We start from the raw sequence: 18,169 nt of genomic DNA on the forward strand, positions 1-18,169 counted from the left end.
CCGTGGCGACCGGACGGAGGCGTGGCCGTCTATGCCGTCGGACGGACGCCGCTGACGCGGTTCCAGATCTCCACCCGGTGGGTGAAGTCGGCGAGGGCTTCGGATTCCTCGTCGAAGGCGCGGAGCGAACCGGCGATGGGTTGTGCGCGTTCGTCTTGGATCCAGGTCTGGAAACCGTTCCTGCCGAAGGTCAGGACGATGACGTTCGGCTTGCCGCGCGGGTCCTCGAAGAGCGAGTACCCGGCATGGCCGCGTGCGCGGAGGTCGGCGAGCACGGTGTCACGGTTCATGCCAGTCCTCCAGGGACGCTCAGTTCGCGCACGAGTCCGAGTCGCAGATAGAACGAGAGCGGCAGGGGCAGCACGAGCTGGGTGGCGCCGCCGGGTTCGCCGAATGCGGGAGCCACCCTGCCGCTGTAGATGGGCTCGTCCCAGCGGTAGTAGCCGATGTCCACGAGATCATCCAGGTCGCGGCGAAGCGCGGCATCGCCGGATCGCTCGTATGCGGCACGGACGTGTACGCAATCGCCGATGACGATGAACTGGTGGTACGCCGACGGATTCTCGACCCAGGGGAGCGAGCGCTCAGGATACGCAGCGGGCTGCCCGTTCTCGACGAGGTAGACGTAGCGGGTGTTCACGGGGCCGTACATGTCCCAGACCTCCGCGCCGGCCGGCACGGGCTCGCGAGTGAGGGCGCGGCCGTCGGGGCCGATCCAGAGCTCGGTCATGCGGAGTCCCCGATCCGGCGCACAGCGGTGGAATCCGCTGCCTTGTGCGACCGTGCCATCCGCAGGAACTGGTCGAGCGCCTCGGCTTCGGAGGAGAAGCGCGACGGGCCGAAGAACCGGTCGCCGCGCTCGTCGGTGTCCCACACGATCCACTCATCGCCGTCGCGATCGATCCATGCCGACCGTTCGCGACGGCCGGTTCGCCCGAACCAGTTCGCGGTGGCGGTGAGCTGTTCGTCCTGGATGATGCGCTGTGCGTCGGCGGCGGTGAGGTTCGTCATGGGATCTCCTTAAGCAGGCCCAGCGCGATGAGCTGCTCGGCGGTGAGCGGAAGCTGCACCTGGGAGCCGCCACCCGGCGAGCCGAATCCGGGCGCGATGTCTCCCTGGTACCCCTGTGAACCGAGGTATTCGGGCTTGAGACCGCCCGCCAGGAGTTCGTCCTTGACGTGCTGAGGGGCGCTGTCGAACGCACCACGCAGATCGGACAGATCGCCGACGACCTCGTAGCGGTGGTAATGCGCGGGATTCTCGACGTAGGGCAGGGAACGCTGGTCGTACGTGTACGGCCCGTCATCCGGCACCGGTGAGGTGTATCGACCGTCGGGGGGACCGTAGCGGTCGAGCACGTCACCGGGCTGCGGCGTGTGCGGCTGTCGGATCGGATTGTCGTTGGCATCCAGGACGTACCCGCCGCCGGGCACCTGGCTCCAGTCGATGCTCCCATCCGGCTGAAGGACCTCAGGCCCCTTGGGGATCTGCACGTCGGGGGGGAGCGTGCCGGTGTCCGCGAAGTCGTCGGCGTACTGCGGGTAGTTGCGCTCGAGATATGTCTGGAGCTGCTCGTCGGTGAGCATGCTCTGGTCGCGCACGCTGGGACCGGGCGAGGTGGGCCCGTCCGGCGTCGTGCCGTCGGGCGGGGTGTGGGGAGGCGTGCCGTTCGGGCTGTGCGGTGCTCCGGGGCCGGAGGGAGCGTTTCCGCCGCCCGGTCCGCGCGAGAAGAGGTCTCCGAGGCGCTGGAAGAGCGCCTTGAGTTCGTCCAGGTGCTTGGCGAGAGCCGTGACGGCGTCGACGAGCTTGAGCACCGTGCCGGAGATCCGGGCGGTCATCGCCGAGACCCGGCTCGTCGCCTGCGCGATGACGTACGGGGTTGCAGTGCCGAGTGAGATCACCAGCGTGCTCGCATAGGAGATCAGCGAGCCCACGAGCTGCGAGAGCGTGTCGCGCACGAGCTCATGGACGACCTGGACGAGCATGGATGCCGCTTCCATGCCGGTCTTCATGCCGCCCGCCCACGCGCCCGCGGCGGAGATATGAGCGGCGACGTCCGCCTGGAGTCGGAGGTACGCGGCGATCGCCTCGCCCGACATCGAGCTCACGTCGGCGAGTCGGGAATCGAGGGTCTCGCCCGCCTGCTGCAGATGCTGGGCGATGTTGCCCCACGTCGCGGCGAATCCGGCGACTTCACCTGCGTCGCCGGTCAGGTCGTTGAGCCAGCCTTTGAGCGGCTCGAGATGGTCCATGAGCCAGCCCAGACCCGCCGCGATCAGCGATCCGAGCGGATCCATCGCCGTCGCGACGGTGTTCGCCAGGGCGGAGAACGATGCGAGGCCTCCGGCCACCCAGTCTCCGCTCTCGATGGCGTTGACGAGCTCATAGCCGTCCTCGAGCAGCCCTGCGCCGCTGAACGGCGTCGTCGGATCGATCGGTCCGGCCACCAGCGGGTTCGGCGGCGTCATCGGACGCCGCCCTCGACCGATGCCATCAGACCGCTGATCGTGTCGAGCTGTCGCTGCTCGCCCTCATCGAAGTCATCGGCGAGACCTTTGAGCTGTTCCTCGGACTGCTCGAGCATGGTCGCCGCGGCGGAGATCGCGCCGATGGCGATCGACGAGACGAGTTGCGCAGGCGGAACCAGGAATGCGCACATCACCCCGAACGCCCCGCCGCCGACGTTCATCGACCCGGCGGCGTTCTCGGCGAGCCTGACATCCGACGCGATCTGGCCGACGCGCTGCGCGTGCCTGCGCACCGTCTCGGTGTCTACCGCGATCAGCTCCGCCATCAGCGGTACTCGATCCGTGGCTGGCCGTCCTGACTCGGGTCGGGGAGCTGAGCGATCTCTTCACGCAGGTGCTCGACGGCTGCGTCGTCCGCGCCGAACGCCTCGGCGGCGATCTCGACGGCCTTCGCGCCGGCCGCACGCTGCGCATCTCCGGCGAGGGAGACGATCAGAGCGCCCAGGGCTGCGGGGGATCGGTCGTATGCGGCATCCGTGAGCGTGACCTCGGCGAGCCGACCGGAGGAATCCACCGTGACCGCGACATCACGGCCAGGCGACGTCGCCCGCTCACGCACGGCAGCGATGTCGTCGCGCACCTGCTCGGCCTGTGCCGCGCGGCGCTCTGCGTCTCTGACCTGCTGCTCGATGCGGGCCCGTGTGGCGATCGGATCCGACCAGTCGAACGTGTCCGTCATTGTCTCCCCCTGATTCAACGCACAAGAATGCTACCGGACGACATCGGCTCGTCGCCCGCGCTCTGCGGACGTAGGGGCGCTCAGGCGGCGGTAGTAGGCTGGGGGATTGATCGATGTCTCGACATCGAGAGAATTCCAGGCCGCAGCCCAGTGAAGGAAGCACAGTGGATCTGTACGAGTACCAGGCACGAGACGTTTTCGAGAAGTACGGAGTGCCGGTCCTCGCCGGCATCGTCGCCGACACCCCTGAGGAGGTGAAGGCAGCCGCTGAGAAGATCGGCGGCGTCGTCGTCGTCAAGGCCCAGGTCAAGACCGGTGGTCGTGGCAAGGCCGGCGGCGTCAAGGTCGCCAAGACCCCCGACGAGGCGTACGAGGCGGCCAAGGCCATCCTCGGTCTCGACATCAAGGGCCACATCGTCAAGCGCGTCATGGTCGCGCAGGGTGCCCGCATCGCTGAGGAGTTCTACTTCTCCGTGCTGCTCGACCGTGCCAACCGCTCGTACCTGAGCCTCTGCTCGGTCGAGGGCGGCATGGAGATCGAGGAGCTCGCGGTCGAGCGTCCCGAGGCGCTCGCGCGCGTCGAGGTCAACCCGCTGACCGGCATCGACAAGGAGAAGGCCGTCGAGATCGCTCGCGCCGCCAACTTCCCGGAGGACCTCATCGAGAAGGTCTCCGACGTGTTCGTCAAGCTCTTCGACGTCTACAAGGGCGAGGACGCGACTCTCGTCGAGGTCAACCCGCTGGTCCGCACCGAAGAGGGCGACATCATCGCCCTCGACGGCAAGGTCACGCTCGACGACAACGCCTCCGAGATCCGCCACCCCGAGCACGAGGCGCTCGAGGACAAGGACGCAGCGGACCCGCTCGAGGCGAAGGCCAAGAAGAGCGGTCTGAACTACGTCAAGCTCGACGGCGAGGTCGGCATCATCGGCAACGGCGCAGGTCTCGTCATGTCGACGCTCGACGTGGTCGCCTACGCCGGCGAGAACCACAACGGCGTCAAGCCCGCGAACTTCCTCGACATCGGCGGCGGCGCCTCGGCAGAGGTCATGGCCGCAGGCCTCGACGTCATCCTGGGCGACCCGCAGGTCAAGAGCGTGTTCGTCAATGTCTTCGGCGGCATCACGGCGTGCGACGCCGTCGCCAACGGCATCAAGGGCGCACTCGAGACGCTCGGCTCCACGGCGTCCAAGCCGCTGGTCGTGCGCCTCGACGGCAACCGCGTCGACGAGGGTCGTGCGATCCTCGCCGAGTACGCGCACCCGCTCGTCACGCTCGCCAGCACCATGGACGAAGGCGCCGACAAGGCCGCCGAACTCGCCAACGCCTGATCGCAGAGAGACACAAGGACTAGAGAAATGTCGATCTACCTCAACAAGGATTCCAAGGTCATCGTCCAGGGCATCACCGGCGGCGAGGGCACCAAGCACACGGCGCTCATGCTGAAGGCCGGCACCCAGGTCGTCGGCGGCGTGAACGCACGCAAGGCCGGCACCACGGTCGCGCACACCGACAAGGACGGCAACGCCGTCGAGCTCCCCGTCTTCGGCTCGGTCGCCGAGGCCATGAAGGAGACCGGCGCAGATGTGTCGATCGCCTTCGTGCCCGGCGCCTTCACCAAGGACGCGATGATCGAGGCCATCGATGCCGAGATCCCGCTGCTCGTCGTGATCACCGAGGGTGTCCCCGTCGGCGACTCGGCAGAGGCCTGGGCGTACGCCCAGAGCAAGGGCAACACGACTCGCATCATCGGACCGAACTGCCCCGGGATCATCACCCCCGGTGAGGCGCTCGTCGGCATCACGCCGGCGAACATCACCGGAAAGGGACCGATCGGGCTCGTGTCGAAGTCGGGCACCCTGACGTACCAGATGATGTTCGAGCTGCGCGACCTGGGCTTCTCGACGGCCATCGGCATCGGCGGCGACCCCGTCATCGGCACGACGCACATCGACGCGCTCGCCGCGTTCGAGGCCGACCCCGAGACCAAGGCGATCGTGATGATCGGCGAGATCGGCGGCGACGCCGAAGAGCGCGCGGCCGACTACATCAAGGCGCACGTCACCAAGCCGGTCGTCGGCTACGTCGCGGGCTTCACGGCTCCCGAGGGCAAGACCATGGGCCACGCCGGCGCGATCGTGTCGGGCTCCGCGGGTACCGCCCAGGCGAAGAAGGAGGCCCTCGAGGCCGCCGGGGTCAAGGTCGGCAAGACGCCGTCCGAGACGGCCGCACTCATGCGTGAGATCGTCGAGTCGCTCTAAGCGCTAGACTGTAGGAGAAGGCCCTGGACTCCACTCCGGGGCCTTCTTCTATGCCCGGACGCTTTCGACACGCCAGGTGCGTAGGGACGACGAAGGGCGGATGCCGCAGCATCCGCCCTTCGTGTTGTTCGTCGTCGCTCAGGCGACGCCGAAGAGCGCCTCGATGGGACCTCGGGCGAAGAAGATCACGAAGCCGACGGCGACGATCCACAGCAGCGGGCTGATCTTGCGGGCCTTGCCGGAGAACGCCTGGATGAGCACCCAACTGACGAAGCCGGCGCCGATTCCGTTGGCGATCGAGTAGGTCAGCGGCATCACGGTCACGGTCAGGAACACGGGCAGCAGCACGTCGAACTCCGTGAGGTCGATGTACTTGATCTGCGCCATCATCATCGCGCCGACGATCACGAGCGCGGCGGCCGCGATCTCGGTCGGGACGATCGAGGTGAGCGGCGTGAGGAACATCGCGAGCAGGAACATGCCACCCGTGATCAGGTTGGCGAATCCGGTGCGCGCACCCTCGCCGATACCCGCTCCGGACTCGATGAACACGGTGCTCGACGACGAGGACGTACCACCACCGACGATCGCGCCGACACCTTCGACGACCAGCGCCGACTTGATGCGCGGGAAGTCGCCGTTCTCGTTCGCGAGGTCGGCCTCCTTGGCGAGACCGGTCATGGTGCCCATGGCGTCGAAGAAGTTCGAGAAGACGAGGGTGAAGACGATCATCACGATCGCGACGAGGCTCACCTTGCTGAAGTCGAAGCTGAAGTCGACCGCGCCGACCAGGCTCAGGTCGGGCAGACCGAACGGCGATCCCGTGAGAGTCGGAACCGTGAGCCCCCAGCCGCCCGCGTTGTCGTCGGATGCGGCTCCGAGATGCCAGATCGCCTCGACGATCACCGCGAGGACGGTGCCGGTGACGAGGCCGATGAGCAGCCCGCCCTTGACCTTGCGCGCGACCAGGATGCCGGTGACGATGAGCGTGACGATGAACAGCACGGTGGGCACGGTCGCGACCGATCCGCCGACGCCGAGACCGACCGGCGGAGATGCGCTGCCGGTCGCGGTGACGAAGCCGGAGTTCACGAACCCGATGAAGGCGATGAACAGGCCGATTCCGACCGTGATCGCGATCTTCAGCTGGAACGGGACCGCGTCGAAGATCATCTTGCGCAGGCCGGTCGCCGCGAGAAGCACGATGACGAGACCGTTGATCATCACGAGAGCCATCGCCTCGGGCCAGGTGACCTGACCGACGACCGAGAACGCCACGAAGGCGTTGATGCCGAGGCCGGCGGCGAAGCCGAACGGCAGGCGGGTGATGAGACCGAACAGGATCGTCATGATGCCGGCGGTCAACGCGGTGGCGGCGCCGACGGCGCTGAAATCGAGCGTGTCGCCGGCGACGTCGGCCGAGCCGGACAGGATGATCGGGTTGAGGATCACGATGTAGGCCATCGTGACGAAGGTCACCAGGCCCCCTCGGATCTCGGTGCCGATCGTGGATCCGCGCTTGCTGATCTCGAAGAAGCGGTCGAGGGCGTTCTTGGGTTGGGCCTCTGAGCGGGTGGGGGACGGGGCAGTTGTCATCGGGAAACCTCCGCTGGAGACGATATCGTGTCGCCCGAGTCGCGCGCGCCCACAGGCGACGACAGGGTTCTCGTCGTAGTCTCGATTCGATATGCAACGCCTCCTCGTCGCGCTCCTCGCCGCCTTCGATGCCGCAATCGCTGCGGCGGTCGGTCTCGTGGTCCTGCTGGCGCCGCTCACCCTGCTCTGGACGCTCTCGTTCGGCGTCACGGCCGACTGGGGAGCGCTCTGGCCGCTCACCGGCACCCTGTGGCAGTTCGGCCACGGCGTGCCGCTGAGCATCGACGTATCGACCGAGGTGCTCCGCACGACGGGCATCGCACCGGCGGCCGCCGCCTTCACGCTCTCGGTGACACCGCTCGCGTTCCTGATCTTCACGCTGCTCTTCGCAGCCCGCTCCGGCACCCGCGCCGCGCGCGCGGGGGCCTGGCTCCTCGGCTCGCTCTCCGGCTCCCTCACGTTCGCGGCGATCGCGACCGGAGTCGCACTGACCGCCCATCTCGGAGCCGTCGAGACGCCCGTCGTCGAGGCGATCCTGCTTCCGACAGCCGTCTATCTCGTGGGCGCCGTGTGCGGTGCCGTCCGCATCGCCTGGGAGGACGGTGACGGCGGCTTCCTCGACCGGATCCACGACGTCGTCGACTCGTGGGGCGATTGGGGGCCGGTTCCGAGTGCGGCCGTGCGCGGAGCGGCCTTCGCCGTCGTGGGGACCACCGCGGTCTCCGCAGTGGCTGTCGCCGTGCTCACGGCGGCACGAGGCGGCGAGATGGTGGCTCTCTTCCAGGCGGCGCGGGTCGATGCGCTCGGCGCCGGAGTCATCACTCTCGGGCATCTCGCCTATCTGCCCACCATCCTCGTCTGGGCGGCGTCTTGGCTCGCCGGACCCGGATTCGCCGTGGGGGTCGGCACAGCGGTGTCCCCGGCGGGCACCCAGCTCGGCGTGGTCCCCGGAATCCCCGTGCTGGGGCTGCTTCCCGAGAGCACGTCGATCTGGATGCTCATCGTCATCATCCTCCCGATCGGCGCCGGTGCCTTCGCCGGCTGGGCGGTCCGGTCCCGCCTCGTCTGGGAGGGCACGCCGCTCGGCCTCGCCCCCCGTGCGACGATCGCCATCGGGATCGGCGTGCTGACCGCCGCTGTCGCCGCGATCGCCGCCCTGTTCGCCGGAGGGTCGATGGGGCCGGGGCGGCTCTCCGAAGCCGGCCCTGCCCCGCTGCCGTTCGCTCTCGCGCTGGGAGGAGAGGTCCTGCTCGGCGCAGCGATCCTGCTCCTGTCGCCCCGCAATCGCGATGAGCTCGCGGAAGAGCGCACCGACCGCTGGGTCGCCGAGATGACGGCATCCGATGCGGTGTCGAACGCACGCACGGATCCCAGCGACGGAACGGTCGGCTGGCCGGACGGACCGTCGACCTATGACACGGCGCCGCTGGATGACGCGGGCGGATTCCGGCTCCCGCGGCGCGATCCGCGCGATCCCGTCGGCTGACATGCGGCTCGGGGCCTCCCATCGGCCCCGGTAGACTGGGCGCGTGCTCACGGTCGCCGTTCTCATCTCGGGCACCGGCTCGAACCTTCGCGCCCTCCTCGAGGCTGCTCGCCACCCCGATTTCCCTGCGCGGGTGGTGGTCGTCGGCGCCGACCGCGAAGCCGATGGCCTGGCCCACGCCGAGGAGTTCGGCATCCCGAGCTTCACGGTTCCGTGGCACGAGCACGAATCGCGCGAAGCCTGGGGCGAGGAGCTCGGCCGCCAGCTCGCCGTCTGGAACGCAGATCTCGTCGTGCTCAGCGGCCTGATGCGTCTGCTTCCTGCCGCCCTCGTCGCCGACCTCTCGCCACGACTGATCAACACGCATCCCGCATACCTGCCCGAGTTCCCCGGCGCACACGGAGTGCGCGACGCGCTCGCCGCGGGCGTCTCGGAGACCGGCGCGAGCGTGATCGTCGTCGACGACGGCGTCGACACCGGCCCGATCCTCGCGCAGGAGCGCGTGCCGGTCGTCGCCGGTGACACCGAGCACAGCCTCCACGAGCGCATCAAGCCCGTCGAGCGCCGACTTCTCATCGACGTGGTGCGCCGCATCGCGACCGGTGAGCTCTCGCTGACCTCAGCATCCTGAACCGATCCACGCACGCCCCCCTCGCACGAAGGAGCCCATCATGGCCGGCCCCCGCCACGACCACTCGCTGTACCGCGATCGCGACACCGTCCCGGTTCGCCGCGCACTCGTCTCGGTGAGCGACAAGTCCGGTCTGCTCGATCTCGCCGCCGCTCTCGCCGGCGCGGGCGTGCAGATCGTCTCGACCGGCTCGACGGCCTCCACGATCCGCGAGGCGGGCTTCGAGGTCACCGACGTCGCCGCCGTCACGGGAGTCGCCGAGATGCTCGACGGCCGCGTGAAGACGCTGCACCCGAAGATCCACGGCGGTCTGCTCGCGGACCTGCGCCTCGAGGATCACGAACGTCAGCTCGCGGATCTCGACATCGCGCCGTTCGAGCTCGTCGTCGTGAACCTGTATCCCTTCGTCGAGACGGTCGCCTCCGGTGCTGAGGGCGACGACGTGGTCGAGCAGATCGACATCGGCGGCCCCGCCATGGTGCGCGCCGCGGCCAAGAACCACGCGAACGTCGCGATCGTCGTCTCGCCGCAGTCGTACCCGGGCATCATCAGCGCCATCGAGAACGGCGGCACCACGCTGACCCAGCGCCGCGAGCTCGCGGCCCGCGCCTTCGCCCACACCGCCGCCTACGACACCGCGGTGGCCTCATGGTTCGCGGAGGGCACGCTCGGCGAGGGCGAGGACCTGCCGACGCACCTCACGATCCAGGCCGAGCTGCTGGCGACGCTGCGCTACGGCGAGAACTCGCACCAGCGCGGCGCGATCTACACCCGTGTCGGCGGCCACGGCATCGCCCAGGCGACGCAGCTGCAGGGCAAGGAGATGTCGTACAACAACTACGTCGACGCGGATGCCGCGCTGCGCGCCGCCTACGACATGGTGAAGCCGGCCGTCGCGATCATCAAGCACGCGAACCCGTGCGGCATCGCCACGACCGCCCCGAACGCCCTCGACCCGATCGCGAGCGCGCACATCCGCGCCCACGAGTGCGATCCGGTGTCGGCGTACGGGGGAGTGATCGCCGCGAACGGCACCGTCACCCTCAAGATGGCCGAGAATCTGAAGGACATCTTCACCGAGGTCATCGTCGCGCCGTCGTTCGAACCCGCAGCCCTCGAGGTGTTCAAGGCGAAGAAGAACCTGCGTCTGCTGCAGCTGCCGGAGGACTGGCAGCAGGAGCGCATGGATGTGCGCCTCGTCTCGGGCGGACTTCTGCTGCAGGATGCCGATCGCTTCCCCGACGACATCGTCTCGGTCGCCAAGAACTGGGAGCTCGTCTCGGGCGAGCGCCCCAGCGACGAGGAGATGGAGAACCTCATCTTCGCGTGGAAGGCGTGCCGCGCCGTCAAGTCGAACGCGATCGTGCTCGCGAAGGACAACGCCACGGTCGGCGTCGGCATGGGTCAGGTCAACCGTGTCGACTCGTGCCGCCTCGCGGTCGAGCGAGCCGGTGATCGTGCAGCCGGTTCTGTCGCTGCCTCCGATGCCTTCTTCCCGTTCGCCGACGGTGCACAGGTGCTCATCGACGCGGGCGTCACCGCGATCGTGCAGCCCGGTGGCTCGGTGCGCGATGAAGAGGTCGTCGACGCCGCACGCAAGGCCGGCGTCACGATGTTCTTCACCGGGGAGCGTCACTTCTTCCACTGAGTGCGGCGGCCCTGAGGCCCAGGCACATCCGAGACCCCTCGCGCCGATGCAGGTGCGAGGGGTCTCGTCGTCGGATGATGCGGCCGATCCCGATGTCCACCGTGATGTCCGATTTCCGCCAGTCGATGTCGGAGGGCGGTGGCAGAGTGGAGGCATGAGCTTCCCCGTGACCGACTTCGATGAGCGATACCGTGCGATCAGCGCGCGCGACACCCGCTTCGACGGGCAGTTCGTGACCGCCGTGCGCTCTACCGGGATCTACTGCCGTCCGAGCTGCCCCGCGCGCACGCCCAAGCCGCAGAACGTCACCTTCTATCCCACCAGCGCAGCGGCGCACGAGGCGGGCTTCCGGGCGTGCAAGCGCTGTCTGCCCGAAGCTGCCCCGGGCTCGCCTGCGTGGGACCTGCGCAGTGACGTCGCGGCGCGGGCGATGCGTCTCATCGCCTCGGGCGTCGTCGAGCGCGAGGGAGTGTCGGGCCTCGCCGTGCGTCTCGGCTATTCGACACGGCACCTGACCCGACTGCTCTCGACCGAGCTGGGGGCAGGTCCGCTCGCCCTCGCGCGGGCGCATCGCGCGCACACGGCGCGCATGCTGTTGGTGGGCACGGACATGCAGATCTCGGATGTGGCTTTCTCGGCCGGTTTCGCGAGCATTCGGCAGTGCAACGACACGATCCGCGAGGTGTTCACTCTGACTCCGGGCGAGCTCCGGGCTCGACGGAAGACCCCGGCGTCCGCGGCTCCCGGTGCGATCGACCTCGTCCTCCCGTACCGCGGGCCGCTCGATGCGTCCGGAATCTTCCAGTGGATGGCTGCGCGTGCGGTATCGGGGGTCGAAGAGGCCGCGACGACATCTTTCTCTCGGCACCTGCGTATGGCGGGCGGGCCCGCGTGGTTCGAAGTGCATCAGGACTCGACGCAGCGACTGCACCTTCGGGCGCGCGTCGCTCAGCTCGGCGACCTCGCTCCGCTGGTGTCGACCGTGCGACGGATCTTCGACCTCGACGCCGACCCTCTCGCGGTCGACGAGGCGCTGAGCGCCCACCCCGAGATCGCTCCGCTGGTCGCGCGCACTCCGGGCATCCGCGTGCCGGGCTCGGCGGATCCGCACGAGATGCTGATCCGTGCCATGGTCGGTCAGCAGATCACCGTCGTCGCCGCGCGCACTGCCCTCACCGCGCTCGCCGACGCGCTGGGGGAGCGCACGGAGCAGGGGCTGCTCTTCCCGACGATGGCGGCGATCGCCGAGCACGGGGCCTCGGTGCTGCGCGGACCGGCCGCCCGCATCAGGGCGATCGTCGGCGCAGCCACGGCCCTCGCCGACGGCAGCCTCGCTCTCACGGTCGGCGACGACGGAGTCGAGCAGCGCGCTGCCCTGCTCGCGATGCCCGGCATCGGCCCCTGGACGGCCGACTACGTGCGGATGCGGGTGCTGGGCGACCCCGACGTGCTGCTCCCCGGCGACGTAGCACTTCGTGCGGGGGCCGCCGCGTCCGGACTGCCGGCGGATCCGCTGCCGCTGGTCGCGTGGGCCGAGCGGGCTGCCCCGTGGCGCAGTTATCTCAGTGCTCACCTCTGGCGAGCAGCGCCCGCACGTCCGGTTCGACGGCCGAGCGCGAGACAGACCACCGCCCTTGTGAAGGAGACCTCATGAACGCCATCATCCAGACCGTCGAGACGCTCGACGGACCGTTCACCATCCTCGCCGACGACCGTCAGCGGGTGCTCGCCTCTGGATGGACGGCCGACCAGGCGACGATCCTCGCACGGCTCGCCGTCCCGGTGCGGCCGACGGAGGTGCGCGAGGGCGAGACGGATGCGGCTGCCGCTGCGCTCTCGTTCTATGCCGGGGACCTCTCGGCGATCGACGCGGTCGCCGTGAAGCAGACGGGCACGGCGCTCCAGCTCACCGGATGGTCGGCGCTGAGGTCGATCGAGCCGGGGGAGCCGCTGACCTACACCTCGTTCGCAGCGCGGCTCGGCAACCCCCGTGCGGTGCGCGCCGCGGCATCGATCTGCGCCCGCAACGCCCCCGCGCTGTTCGTGCCGTGCCACCGTGTGCTGCGATCGGATGGCACCCTCGGCGGGTTCGCCTGGGGTCTCGACGTCAAGGCGAGCCTGCTGGAGCGAGAAGCCGCGCGGGCATGAATCGGGAATCTCTCTTGTGCTCAGCTTGTTCACAGGAATAGGCTGGTGGGCTGTCGCACCGACCGGGACGACATAGCCGAGCCCCTGAGGAGGACACCATGACATCGATCGCCGCTGTGCAGATCGCCGCTCTCGGCTCGACCCCGGTGCGCCCGCTCCGCTAGAGCCACTTTCCGACACGCACGACCACCGGATGCCGGACTCCGAGAGTCCTTCGCTGCGTCTGCCGCCTTCAGCAACCGCTTCCCCATACGAAACTCGTCTGAGAGACATGTCTTCCTCGCCTTCATCGCAGAACGCCTCCCCTTCCTCCTCCCTTTCCACACCGGCCGCACTGTGGCGCCTGAAGCCTTTCGTCAAGCCCGTCATCTGGCGGCTCGCGGGAGGCGCCGCGAGCGCGCTCGTCGCCGCGATCATCGCACTGATGATTCCCATCGTCCTCGAGCAGATCATCCGCGGTCCTGTGCGGACGGGCGCGATCGATGCGATCGCCTGGGGTGCGCTCGCGGTCTTCGGCCTCGCGCTGGGTGAGGCGCTCATGGTCTGGCTGCGCCGCCAGTTCGTGCTCAACCCCGCAACACAGGTCGAGTACAAGATGCGCACCGAGCTCTACTCGCGCCTGCAGACGCTGCCGGTCTCCTTCCATGACCGCTGGCAGTCGGGGCAGCTGCTGAGCCGGATGATGCAGGACATCGGCCTGATCCGCCGGTGGCTGGCCTTCGGCCTCGTCCTGCTGGTGGTCAACGTCCTGACCATCATCATCGGATCCGTGCTCCTGTTCCGCTGGCACTGGCTGCTGGGAGTGATCTTCATCGTCACCGCCATTCCGCTCTGGATCCGCGGCTACCTCTTCGAGAAGCGCTACGGCGCGCTCACTCGCCGCAGCCAGGACCAGGCCGGCGACCTCGCCACCAGCGTCGAGGAGAGCGTGCACGGCATCCGCGTGCTCAAGGCGTTCGGTCGGGGCAAGCACGCTCTGAGCCGCTTCAGCCGCCAGGCCGAGACGCTGCGTGAGACCGAGATGAGCAAGGCCGGCGCGATCGCGTCGATCTGGTTCTGGCTCGATCTCATGCCGCAGATCGCGTTCGGGCTGAGCTTGATGTCCGGCATCTGGCTGATCTCGCAGGGACAGATCGACGAGGCTCAGCTGTTCGCGTTCTTCGCCATGGCCGTCGTGCTGCGCTGGCCGATCGAATCGATCGGGTTCCTGTTCTCGTTCATGCTCGACGCCCGCACGGCGACCGATCGCGTGTTCGACATCTACTCCGAGACGAACAGCATCACCGACCCCGAGAACCCCGTGCACATCGCGGAACCCCGTGGCGAGCTCGCATTCGACAAGGCGCACTTCCGGTACCAGGACGCGGGCGCGAACGAGCGCGATCTGCTCGACGGCATCGATCTCGTGCTGCGCCCGGGCGAGACCATGGCGCTCGTGGGGCTGACCGGCAGCGGCAAGACCACCCTGACCACCCTGCCCACGCGCCTCTACGACGTCACCGGCGGGCGCGTGACGCTCGACGGCGTCGACGTGCGCGACCTGCCGCTCGCCGAGCTGCGTCAGCACATCGCGATGGCGTTCGAGGACGCCACGCTGTTCTCGGCCACCGTGCGCGAGAACGTCCTGCTCGGTCGGGCCGATCTCGACGTGCACAGCGACGAGGCCGAACGAGTGCTGCGCGAAGCGCTCGACGTGGCACAGGCCTCTTTCGTGGACTCGCTCCCCGAGGGGGTCGAGACCGTCATCGGCGAGGAAGGGTTGAGCCTGTCCGGCGGACAGCGTCAGCGTCTCGCACTGGCCAGGGCGGTCGCCGCCAAGCCGAAGGTGCTCGTGCTCGATGACCCGTTGTCGGCGCTCGACGTCGACACCGAGGCTCTCGTCGAAGAGGCGCTGCGGCACGTGCTGGCCGATACGACCGCCATGATCGTGGCGCACAGGCCCTCGACCGTGGCTCTGGCCGACCGGGTCGCGCTGCTCGAATCGGGCCGAGTCACCGCCGTCGGGACGCACAGCGAGCTGCTGAAGACGAGTCGTCACTACCGCCACGTCATCTCCAGCCTTGAGGCTGAGGAGGCGGCGCGCACCGGCGCGATCCCGATCATCCGCGATGAGGAAGACGAGATCGACGCCGTCGTGCAGGACGGGATCCGCCAGGACGCCGCCGACGAAGACATCATCACCGAGAAGGAGGTGCAGCGATGAGCTCCGCGATCACCGGAACCCAGGACGAAGACCGCTCCAGCTACACCAAGGAGGAGAGCCGGGCCATCCGTCGCCGGTCGCTCCGACTGCTGGGATCGCTCGTGCGTCCGCTGAAGCCGCAGATCACTCTGGCGGCCATCGTTCTCGTCATCTCGACGGCGCTCCAGGTCGCGGGACCGATCCTCATCAGCATCGGTCTCGACCGTGCCCTGCCCGCTGTGCTCGAGCGCGCCGATTGGATGCCGACCTTCATGATCGGCGGGATCTACCTTCTCGCCGGCGCCGTCGCGGCGGCGATGATCGCCTGGTACGTGATCATCGCGGCCAAGCTCACGCAGGCAGTGCTGCTCGACCTCCGCAAGCGGATCTTCCTGCACACCCAGCGCCTCAGCCTGGAATTCCATGAGTCCTACACGTCCGGTCGCATCATCTCGCGTCAGACGAGCGACCTCGACTCGATCAAGGAGCTGCTCGACGGCGGGCTGAACGAGCTCGTCTCCGGCGTGCTGTTCGGCCTGTTCACCTTCATCGCGCTGTGCGTGTGGGACTGGCAGTCCGGGCTCATCCTCGCGATCGGCGGCGTACCCCTGTTCTTCCTGATGCGCTGGTTCTACTCGCGCTCGCAGCTCGTCTACCGTGAGTCGCGCGTCATCAGCGCGAAGGTCATCGTGCAGTTCGTCGAGACCATGACCGGCATCCGTGCCGTCAAGGCCTTCCGCAAGGAGCCTCGCAACGACGTGACCTTCCAGAAGATCGCCGGCGACTACCGGGACGTCAACCGACGCTCGATGCTGCTGTTCGGCACGTTCGAGCCCGGCCTGATGGGCGTCGCGGCGCTCGTGCTCGGAATCGTCGTGCTGTGGGGCGGCATCAGGGTCTCGAACGAGACCCTCACCGTCGGCGTGCTGCTGTCGGCCGTGCTGTACGTGCGCAACTTCTTCGCGCCGATGCAGGAGATCGCGATGTTCCTGAACTCCTACCAGTCCGCCACCGCGGCCCTCGAGAAGGTGTCCGGAGTGCTCGAAGAGGTGCCGACGGTTCCGGATCCCGAGAAGCCGGTCGACCTGTGGGAGTCGCGCGGACACGTGCGGTTCGACGAGGTCACGTTCGGATACAACGGCGAGAAGACCATCCTGCCGAACTTCTCGCTCGACATCCCTGCCGGGCAGACGATCGCGCTGGTGGGTACCACGGGCGCGGGCAAGTCCACTCTGGCGAAGCTGATCTCCCGGTTCTACGACCCGTCGATCGGCACGGTCACGCTCGATGGAGTCGACCTGCGCAGCCTGCATCCGAAGGACCTGCGTCGCGCCATCGTGATGGTCACGCAGGAGGCCTACCTGTTCAGCGGCACGGTCGCCGACAACATCGCTCTCGGAAAGCCCGATGCCTCGCTGGATGAGATCCGTGCGGCTGCCCGCGCGGTCGGGGCAGACGAGTTCATCTCGTCGCTGCCCGACGGATACGGCACCGATGTCAACAAGCGGGGTGGCCGGGTGTCGGCGGGGCAGCGTCAGCTGATCTCGTTCGCGCGGGCATTCCTCGCGGACCCTGCGGTGCTGATCCTCGACGAGGCGACCGCGTCGCTCGACATCCCCTCGGAACGTCTGATCCAGGATGCGCTGCAGACGCTTCTCAAGGACCGCACGGCGATCATCATCGCGCACCGGCTGTCGACGGTCGCGATCGCCGACCGGGTGCTCGTGATGGAGCACGGCAAGATCATCGAGGACGACACCCCGGAGACCCTCATCAGCGGCACGGGCAAGTTCGCTCAGTTGCACGCCGCCTGGCAGCAGACGCTGGTGTGACCGTCGCCTGAGCAAGCGCGACTGCTGTCGCCCTCCGCGTCTTCTGCGGCCAGGGCGCACTTCTGCGGCCACGACGAGAAGTCGTGGCCGCAGAAGGTCACTGTGGCCGCAGAACCGTTGGCCATCATCGGCGCTGACGGGGTGGAAGATGCAGCCCCCGCGCGATCGCGGCCTGCAGAGTGCGCTCGACGTCTTCCCACCCGTGCACGATCTGCGCATAGGACAGGCGCAACACGGTGTACCCGCGCAGGCGCAGCTCGGCATCATGGGCGACATCGGATCCCCGCTGCGCCGACGAGGAGTGATGTGCGTATCCGTCGATCTGCACGACCAGGTGTGAGCCGATCACGATGTCGACCCGGCGACCCGCGAGCCGGACCTGCTGGCGCAGGGGCACACCCCAACCACTGAGCCGTACGACCACCATCGTCTCCAGGCCGGAGTCCGACAGTCCGATGACCTCCTTGGCCAGTGCGCGCGACCGCGGCTCACGCCATTCCACCAGTCGAAGAGCTTCGACGTCGAGCCGCTCGATGCGGACGGCCGACTCCCAGATCACCCGTGCGTCCTCGTGGAGGCAGCAGCCGGCGATGTGCGCCAAAGCGTCTTCGACGGACGCCGTGAGTCGCCGCGGGCCGCAGTCGACGAGCGGCGCGCCCCAATGCAGGGTCGCGTCATCTCGGTGGCGGTGCGCATTGGGCCCGACCTGCAGGTGCAGACCCCCCGGCGCTCGATCCGGCACCCACCACCCGCGACGACGTGCGAGCGACACGCAGGTCAGCCGCGCGGATGCCGCGGCAGCCGCCACCAGGTCGTCGGGAGCCGATGCCAGGGCCACCCACTGAGCGCGCAGGCGGCGCACTGCTCCGGAGCGGATCGCCCCACGAACCTGTCTCGGGGCGAAGCCGTGTTCGGCAGCGTCCGATCGGTGGGCGATGCCGCCTCGCGCAGTGAGCCATTCCCTCAGGTCCATCGCCTCAGGATGCCGCCCCGCCCACCTCCTCGAAAGCCGGCTACCCGCATCCTGAGGAGAACCGACTGCCGAAGCGGGATGTGGAGGGGCAGTCACGCCCTCCACTTCGGCGGCTCGGGTGAGCTTCTGCGGCCGTGAGCTTCGGCCCTGGCCGCAGAAGGTGACCAAAGCCGCAGATGTGGGGAGGGGGACACGAGGGAGGAGG

The 18,169-nt window shown here is 68.4% G+C and carries 17 protein-coding genes; 9 read left to right on the forward strand and 8 right to left on the reverse strand.

What is annotated here, in order from left to right; all coding sequences use genetic code 11:
- Nucleotides 1-29: 29 nt before the first annotated feature.
- Genes LQZ85_RS13805 through LQZ85_RS13830 form a run of 6 tightly spaced genes read right to left on the reverse strand, consistent with a single transcriptional unit; the run spans nucleotide 30 to nucleotide 3,207 of the window.
- Nucleotides 30-290, reverse strand: coding sequence for a hypothetical protein (locus LQZ85_RS13805; protein WP_056277336.1), 261 nt, complete (start codon nucleotides 288-290; stop codon nucleotides 30-32).
- Nucleotides 287-730, reverse strand: a complete 444-nt coding sequence (locus LQZ85_RS13810; RefSeq protein ID WP_056277340.1) for a glycohydrolase toxin TNT-related protein — start codon at nucleotides 728-730, stop codon at nucleotides 287-289. Before LQZ85_RS13810 ends, LQZ85_RS13805 begins: the two co-directional genes overlap by 4 nt.
- The gene (locus LQZ85_RS13815) at nucleotides 727-1,011 is read right to left on the reverse strand and encodes a hypothetical protein (RefSeq protein WP_056277343.1); all 285 of its coding nucleotides are present in this window, start codon (nucleotides 1,009-1,011) and stop codon (nucleotides 727-729) included. Before LQZ85_RS13815 ends, LQZ85_RS13810 begins: the two co-directional genes overlap by 4 nt.
- Nucleotides 1,008-2,468 (reverse strand): glycohydrolase toxin TNT-related protein, encoded by a 1,461-nt coding sequence (locus tag LQZ85_RS13820; protein WP_056277346.1) that lies wholly within the window; start codon nucleotides 2,466-2,468, stop codon nucleotides 1,008-1,010. Before LQZ85_RS13820 ends, LQZ85_RS13815 begins: the two co-directional genes overlap by 4 nt.
- Nucleotides 2,465-2,794 carry a type VII secretion target gene (locus tag LQZ85_RS13825; RefSeq protein ID WP_053099004.1) on the reverse strand — a complete coding sequence of 110 codons (330 nt, stop codon included), beginning with the start codon at nucleotides 2,792-2,794 and terminating at the stop codon, nucleotides 2,465-2,467. Before LQZ85_RS13825 ends, LQZ85_RS13820 begins: the two co-directional genes overlap by 4 nt.
- Nucleotides 2,794-3,207 carry a YbaB/EbfC family nucleoid-associated protein gene (locus LQZ85_RS13830; RefSeq protein ID WP_056277348.1) on the reverse strand — a complete coding sequence of 138 codons (414 nt, stop codon included), beginning with the start codon at nucleotides 3,205-3,207 and terminating at the stop codon, nucleotides 2,794-2,796. The genes LQZ85_RS13825 and LQZ85_RS13830 overlap by 1 nt, the downstream gene beginning before the upstream one ends.
- A gap of 164 nt (nucleotides 3,208-3,371) precedes the next feature.
- On the opposite strand from LQZ85_RS13830, the gene sucC reads away from it, so the two are divergent.
- Nucleotides 3,372-4,538: an ADP-forming succinate--CoA ligase subunit beta gene (sucC, locus tag LQZ85_RS13835; RefSeq protein ID WP_053099006.1), complete on the forward strand. Its 1,167-nt coding sequence runs from the start codon at nucleotides 3,372-3,374 to the stop codon at nucleotides 4,536-4,538.
- Nucleotides 4,539-4,565: 27 nt separating this feature from the next.
- Complete coding sequence (sucD, locus tag LQZ85_RS13840) at nucleotides 4,566-5,468, forward strand: succinate--CoA ligase subunit alpha (protein ID WP_056277351.1); 903 nt, start codon at nucleotides 4,566-4,568, stop codon at nucleotides 5,466-5,468.
- A 138-nt stretch (nucleotides 5,469-5,606) separates the two neighbouring features.
- Here the strand turns inward: sucD and LQZ85_RS13845 are convergent, their stop codons facing one another.
- Nucleotides 5,607-7,064, reverse strand: a complete 1,458-nt coding sequence (locus LQZ85_RS13845) for an NCS2 family permease (RefSeq protein WP_053099008.1) — start codon at nucleotides 7,062-7,064, stop codon at nucleotides 5,607-5,609.
- 91 nt (nucleotides 7,065-7,155) lie between these two features.
- Between LQZ85_RS13845 and LQZ85_RS13850 the strand changes: the two genes are divergently transcribed.
- The 7 genes from LQZ85_RS13850 to LQZ85_RS13880 all read left to right on the forward strand — a co-directional run bounded on the left by LQZ85_RS13850 (nucleotide 7,156) and on the right by LQZ85_RS13880 (nucleotide 16,991).
- On the forward strand, nucleotides 7,156-8,550 hold the full coding sequence (locus LQZ85_RS13850; RefSeq protein WP_053099009.1) for a DUF6350 family protein: 1,395 nt from the start codon (nucleotides 7,156-7,158) through the stop codon (nucleotides 8,548-8,550).
- Nucleotides 8,551-8,593: 43 nt separating this feature from the next.
- Complete coding sequence (gene purN / locus LQZ85_RS13855; RefSeq protein WP_056277354.1) at nucleotides 8,594-9,181, forward strand: phosphoribosylglycinamide formyltransferase; 588 nt, start codon at nucleotides 8,594-8,596, stop codon at nucleotides 9,179-9,181.
- Nucleotides 9,182-9,221: 40 nt separating this feature from the next.
- Nucleotides 9,222-10,829: a bifunctional phosphoribosylaminoimidazolecarboxamide formyltransferase/IMP cyclohydrolase gene (purH, locus tag LQZ85_RS13860; protein WP_053099011.1), complete on the forward strand. Its 1,608-nt coding sequence runs from the start codon at nucleotides 9,222-9,224 to the stop codon at nucleotides 10,827-10,829.
- A 154-nt stretch (nucleotides 10,830-10,983) separates the two neighbouring features.
- Nucleotides 10,984-12,483, forward strand: coding sequence for an AlkA N-terminal domain-containing protein (locus LQZ85_RS13865; protein WP_056277357.1), 1,500 nt, complete (start codon nucleotides 10,984-10,986; stop codon nucleotides 12,481-12,483).
- Nucleotides 12,480-12,977 (forward strand): methylated-DNA--[protein]-cysteine S-methyltransferase, encoded by a 498-nt coding sequence (locus LQZ85_RS13870; RefSeq protein ID WP_056277359.1) that lies wholly within the window; start codon nucleotides 12,480-12,482, stop codon nucleotides 12,975-12,977. The genes LQZ85_RS13865 and LQZ85_RS13870 overlap by 4 nt, the downstream gene beginning before the upstream one ends.
- A 271-nt stretch (nucleotides 12,978-13,248) precedes the next feature.
- Complete coding sequence (locus tag LQZ85_RS13875) at nucleotides 13,249-15,180, forward strand: ABC transporter ATP-binding protein (protein ID WP_053099014.1); 1,932 nt, start codon at nucleotides 13,249-13,251, stop codon at nucleotides 15,178-15,180.
- A complete protein-coding gene (locus LQZ85_RS13880; RefSeq protein ID WP_053099015.1) occupies nucleotides 15,177-16,991 on the forward strand; it encodes an ABC transporter ATP-binding protein in 1,815 nt (604 codons plus the stop codon). Before LQZ85_RS13875 ends, LQZ85_RS13880 begins: the two co-directional genes overlap by 4 nt.
- A gap of 124 nt (nucleotides 16,992-17,115) precedes the next feature.
- Here LQZ85_RS13880 and LQZ85_RS13885 read toward each other — a convergent pair whose 3' ends face one another.
- Nucleotides 17,116-17,964, reverse strand: a complete 849-nt coding sequence (locus tag LQZ85_RS13885) for a DUF559 domain-containing protein (protein WP_056277363.1) — start codon at nucleotides 17,962-17,964, stop codon at nucleotides 17,116-17,118.
- Between the last annotated feature and the right edge of the window lie 205 nt (nucleotides 17,965-18,169).

It is taken from the genome of Microbacterium sp. Bi98 (genome assembly GCF_918698045.1).
In the GTDB taxonomy this organism is placed as follows: Bacteria; Actinomycetota; Actinomycetes; order Actinomycetales; family Microbacteriaceae; genus Microbacterium.

Coding starts and splice junctions, on each gene's coding strand:
- LQZ85_RS13805 (WP_056277336.1), bottom strand. CDS start 290: ATGAACCGTGACACCGTGCTCGCCGACCTCCGCGCACGCGGCCATGCC.
- LQZ85_RS13810 (WP_056277340.1), bottom strand. CDS start 730: ATGACCGAGCTCTGGATCGGCCCCGACGGCCGCGCCCTCACTCGCGAG.
- LQZ85_RS13815 (WP_056277343.1), bottom strand. CDS start 1,011: ATGACGAACCTCACCGCCGCCGACGCACAGCGCATCATCCAGGACGAA.
- LQZ85_RS13820 (WP_056277346.1), bottom strand. CDS start 2,468: ATGACGCCGCCGAACCCGCTGGTGGCCGGACCGATCGATCCGACGACG.
- LQZ85_RS13825 (WP_053099004.1), bottom strand. CDS start 2,794: ATGGCGGAGCTGATCGCGGTAGACACCGAGACGGTGCGCAGGCACGCG.
- LQZ85_RS13830 (WP_056277348.1), bottom strand. CDS start 3,207: ATGACGGACACGTTCGACTGGTCGGATCCGATCGCCACACGGGCCCGC.
- sucD (WP_056277351.1), top strand. CDS start 4,566: ATGTCGATCTACCTCAACAAGGATTCCAAGGTCATCGTCCAGGGCATC.
- LQZ85_RS13845 (WP_053099008.1), bottom strand. CDS start 7,064: ATGACAACTGCCCCGTCCCCCACCCGCTCAGAGGCCCAACCCAAGAAC.
- LQZ85_RS13850 (WP_053099009.1), top strand. CDS start 7,156: ATGCAACGCCTCCTCGTCGCGCTCCTCGCCGCCTTCGATGCCGCAATC.
- purH (WP_053099011.1), top strand. CDS start 9,222: ATGGCCGGCCCCCGCCACGACCACTCGCTGTACCGCGATCGCGACACC.
- LQZ85_RS13865 (WP_056277357.1), top strand. CDS start 10,984: ATGAGCTTCCCCGTGACCGACTTCGATGAGCGATACCGTGCGATCAGC.
- LQZ85_RS13870 (WP_056277359.1), top strand. CDS start 12,480: ATGAACGCCATCATCCAGACCGTCGAGACGCTCGACGGACCGTTCACC.
- LQZ85_RS13875 (WP_053099014.1), top strand. CDS start 13,249: ATGTCTTCCTCGCCTTCATCGCAGAACGCCTCCCCTTCCTCCTCCCTT.
- LQZ85_RS13880 (WP_053099015.1), top strand. CDS start 15,177: ATGAGCTCCGCGATCACCGGAACCCAGGACGAAGACCGCTCCAGCTAC.
- LQZ85_RS13885 (WP_056277363.1), bottom strand. CDS start 17,964: ATGGACCTGAGGGAATGGCTCACTGCGCGAGGCGGCATCGCCCACCGA.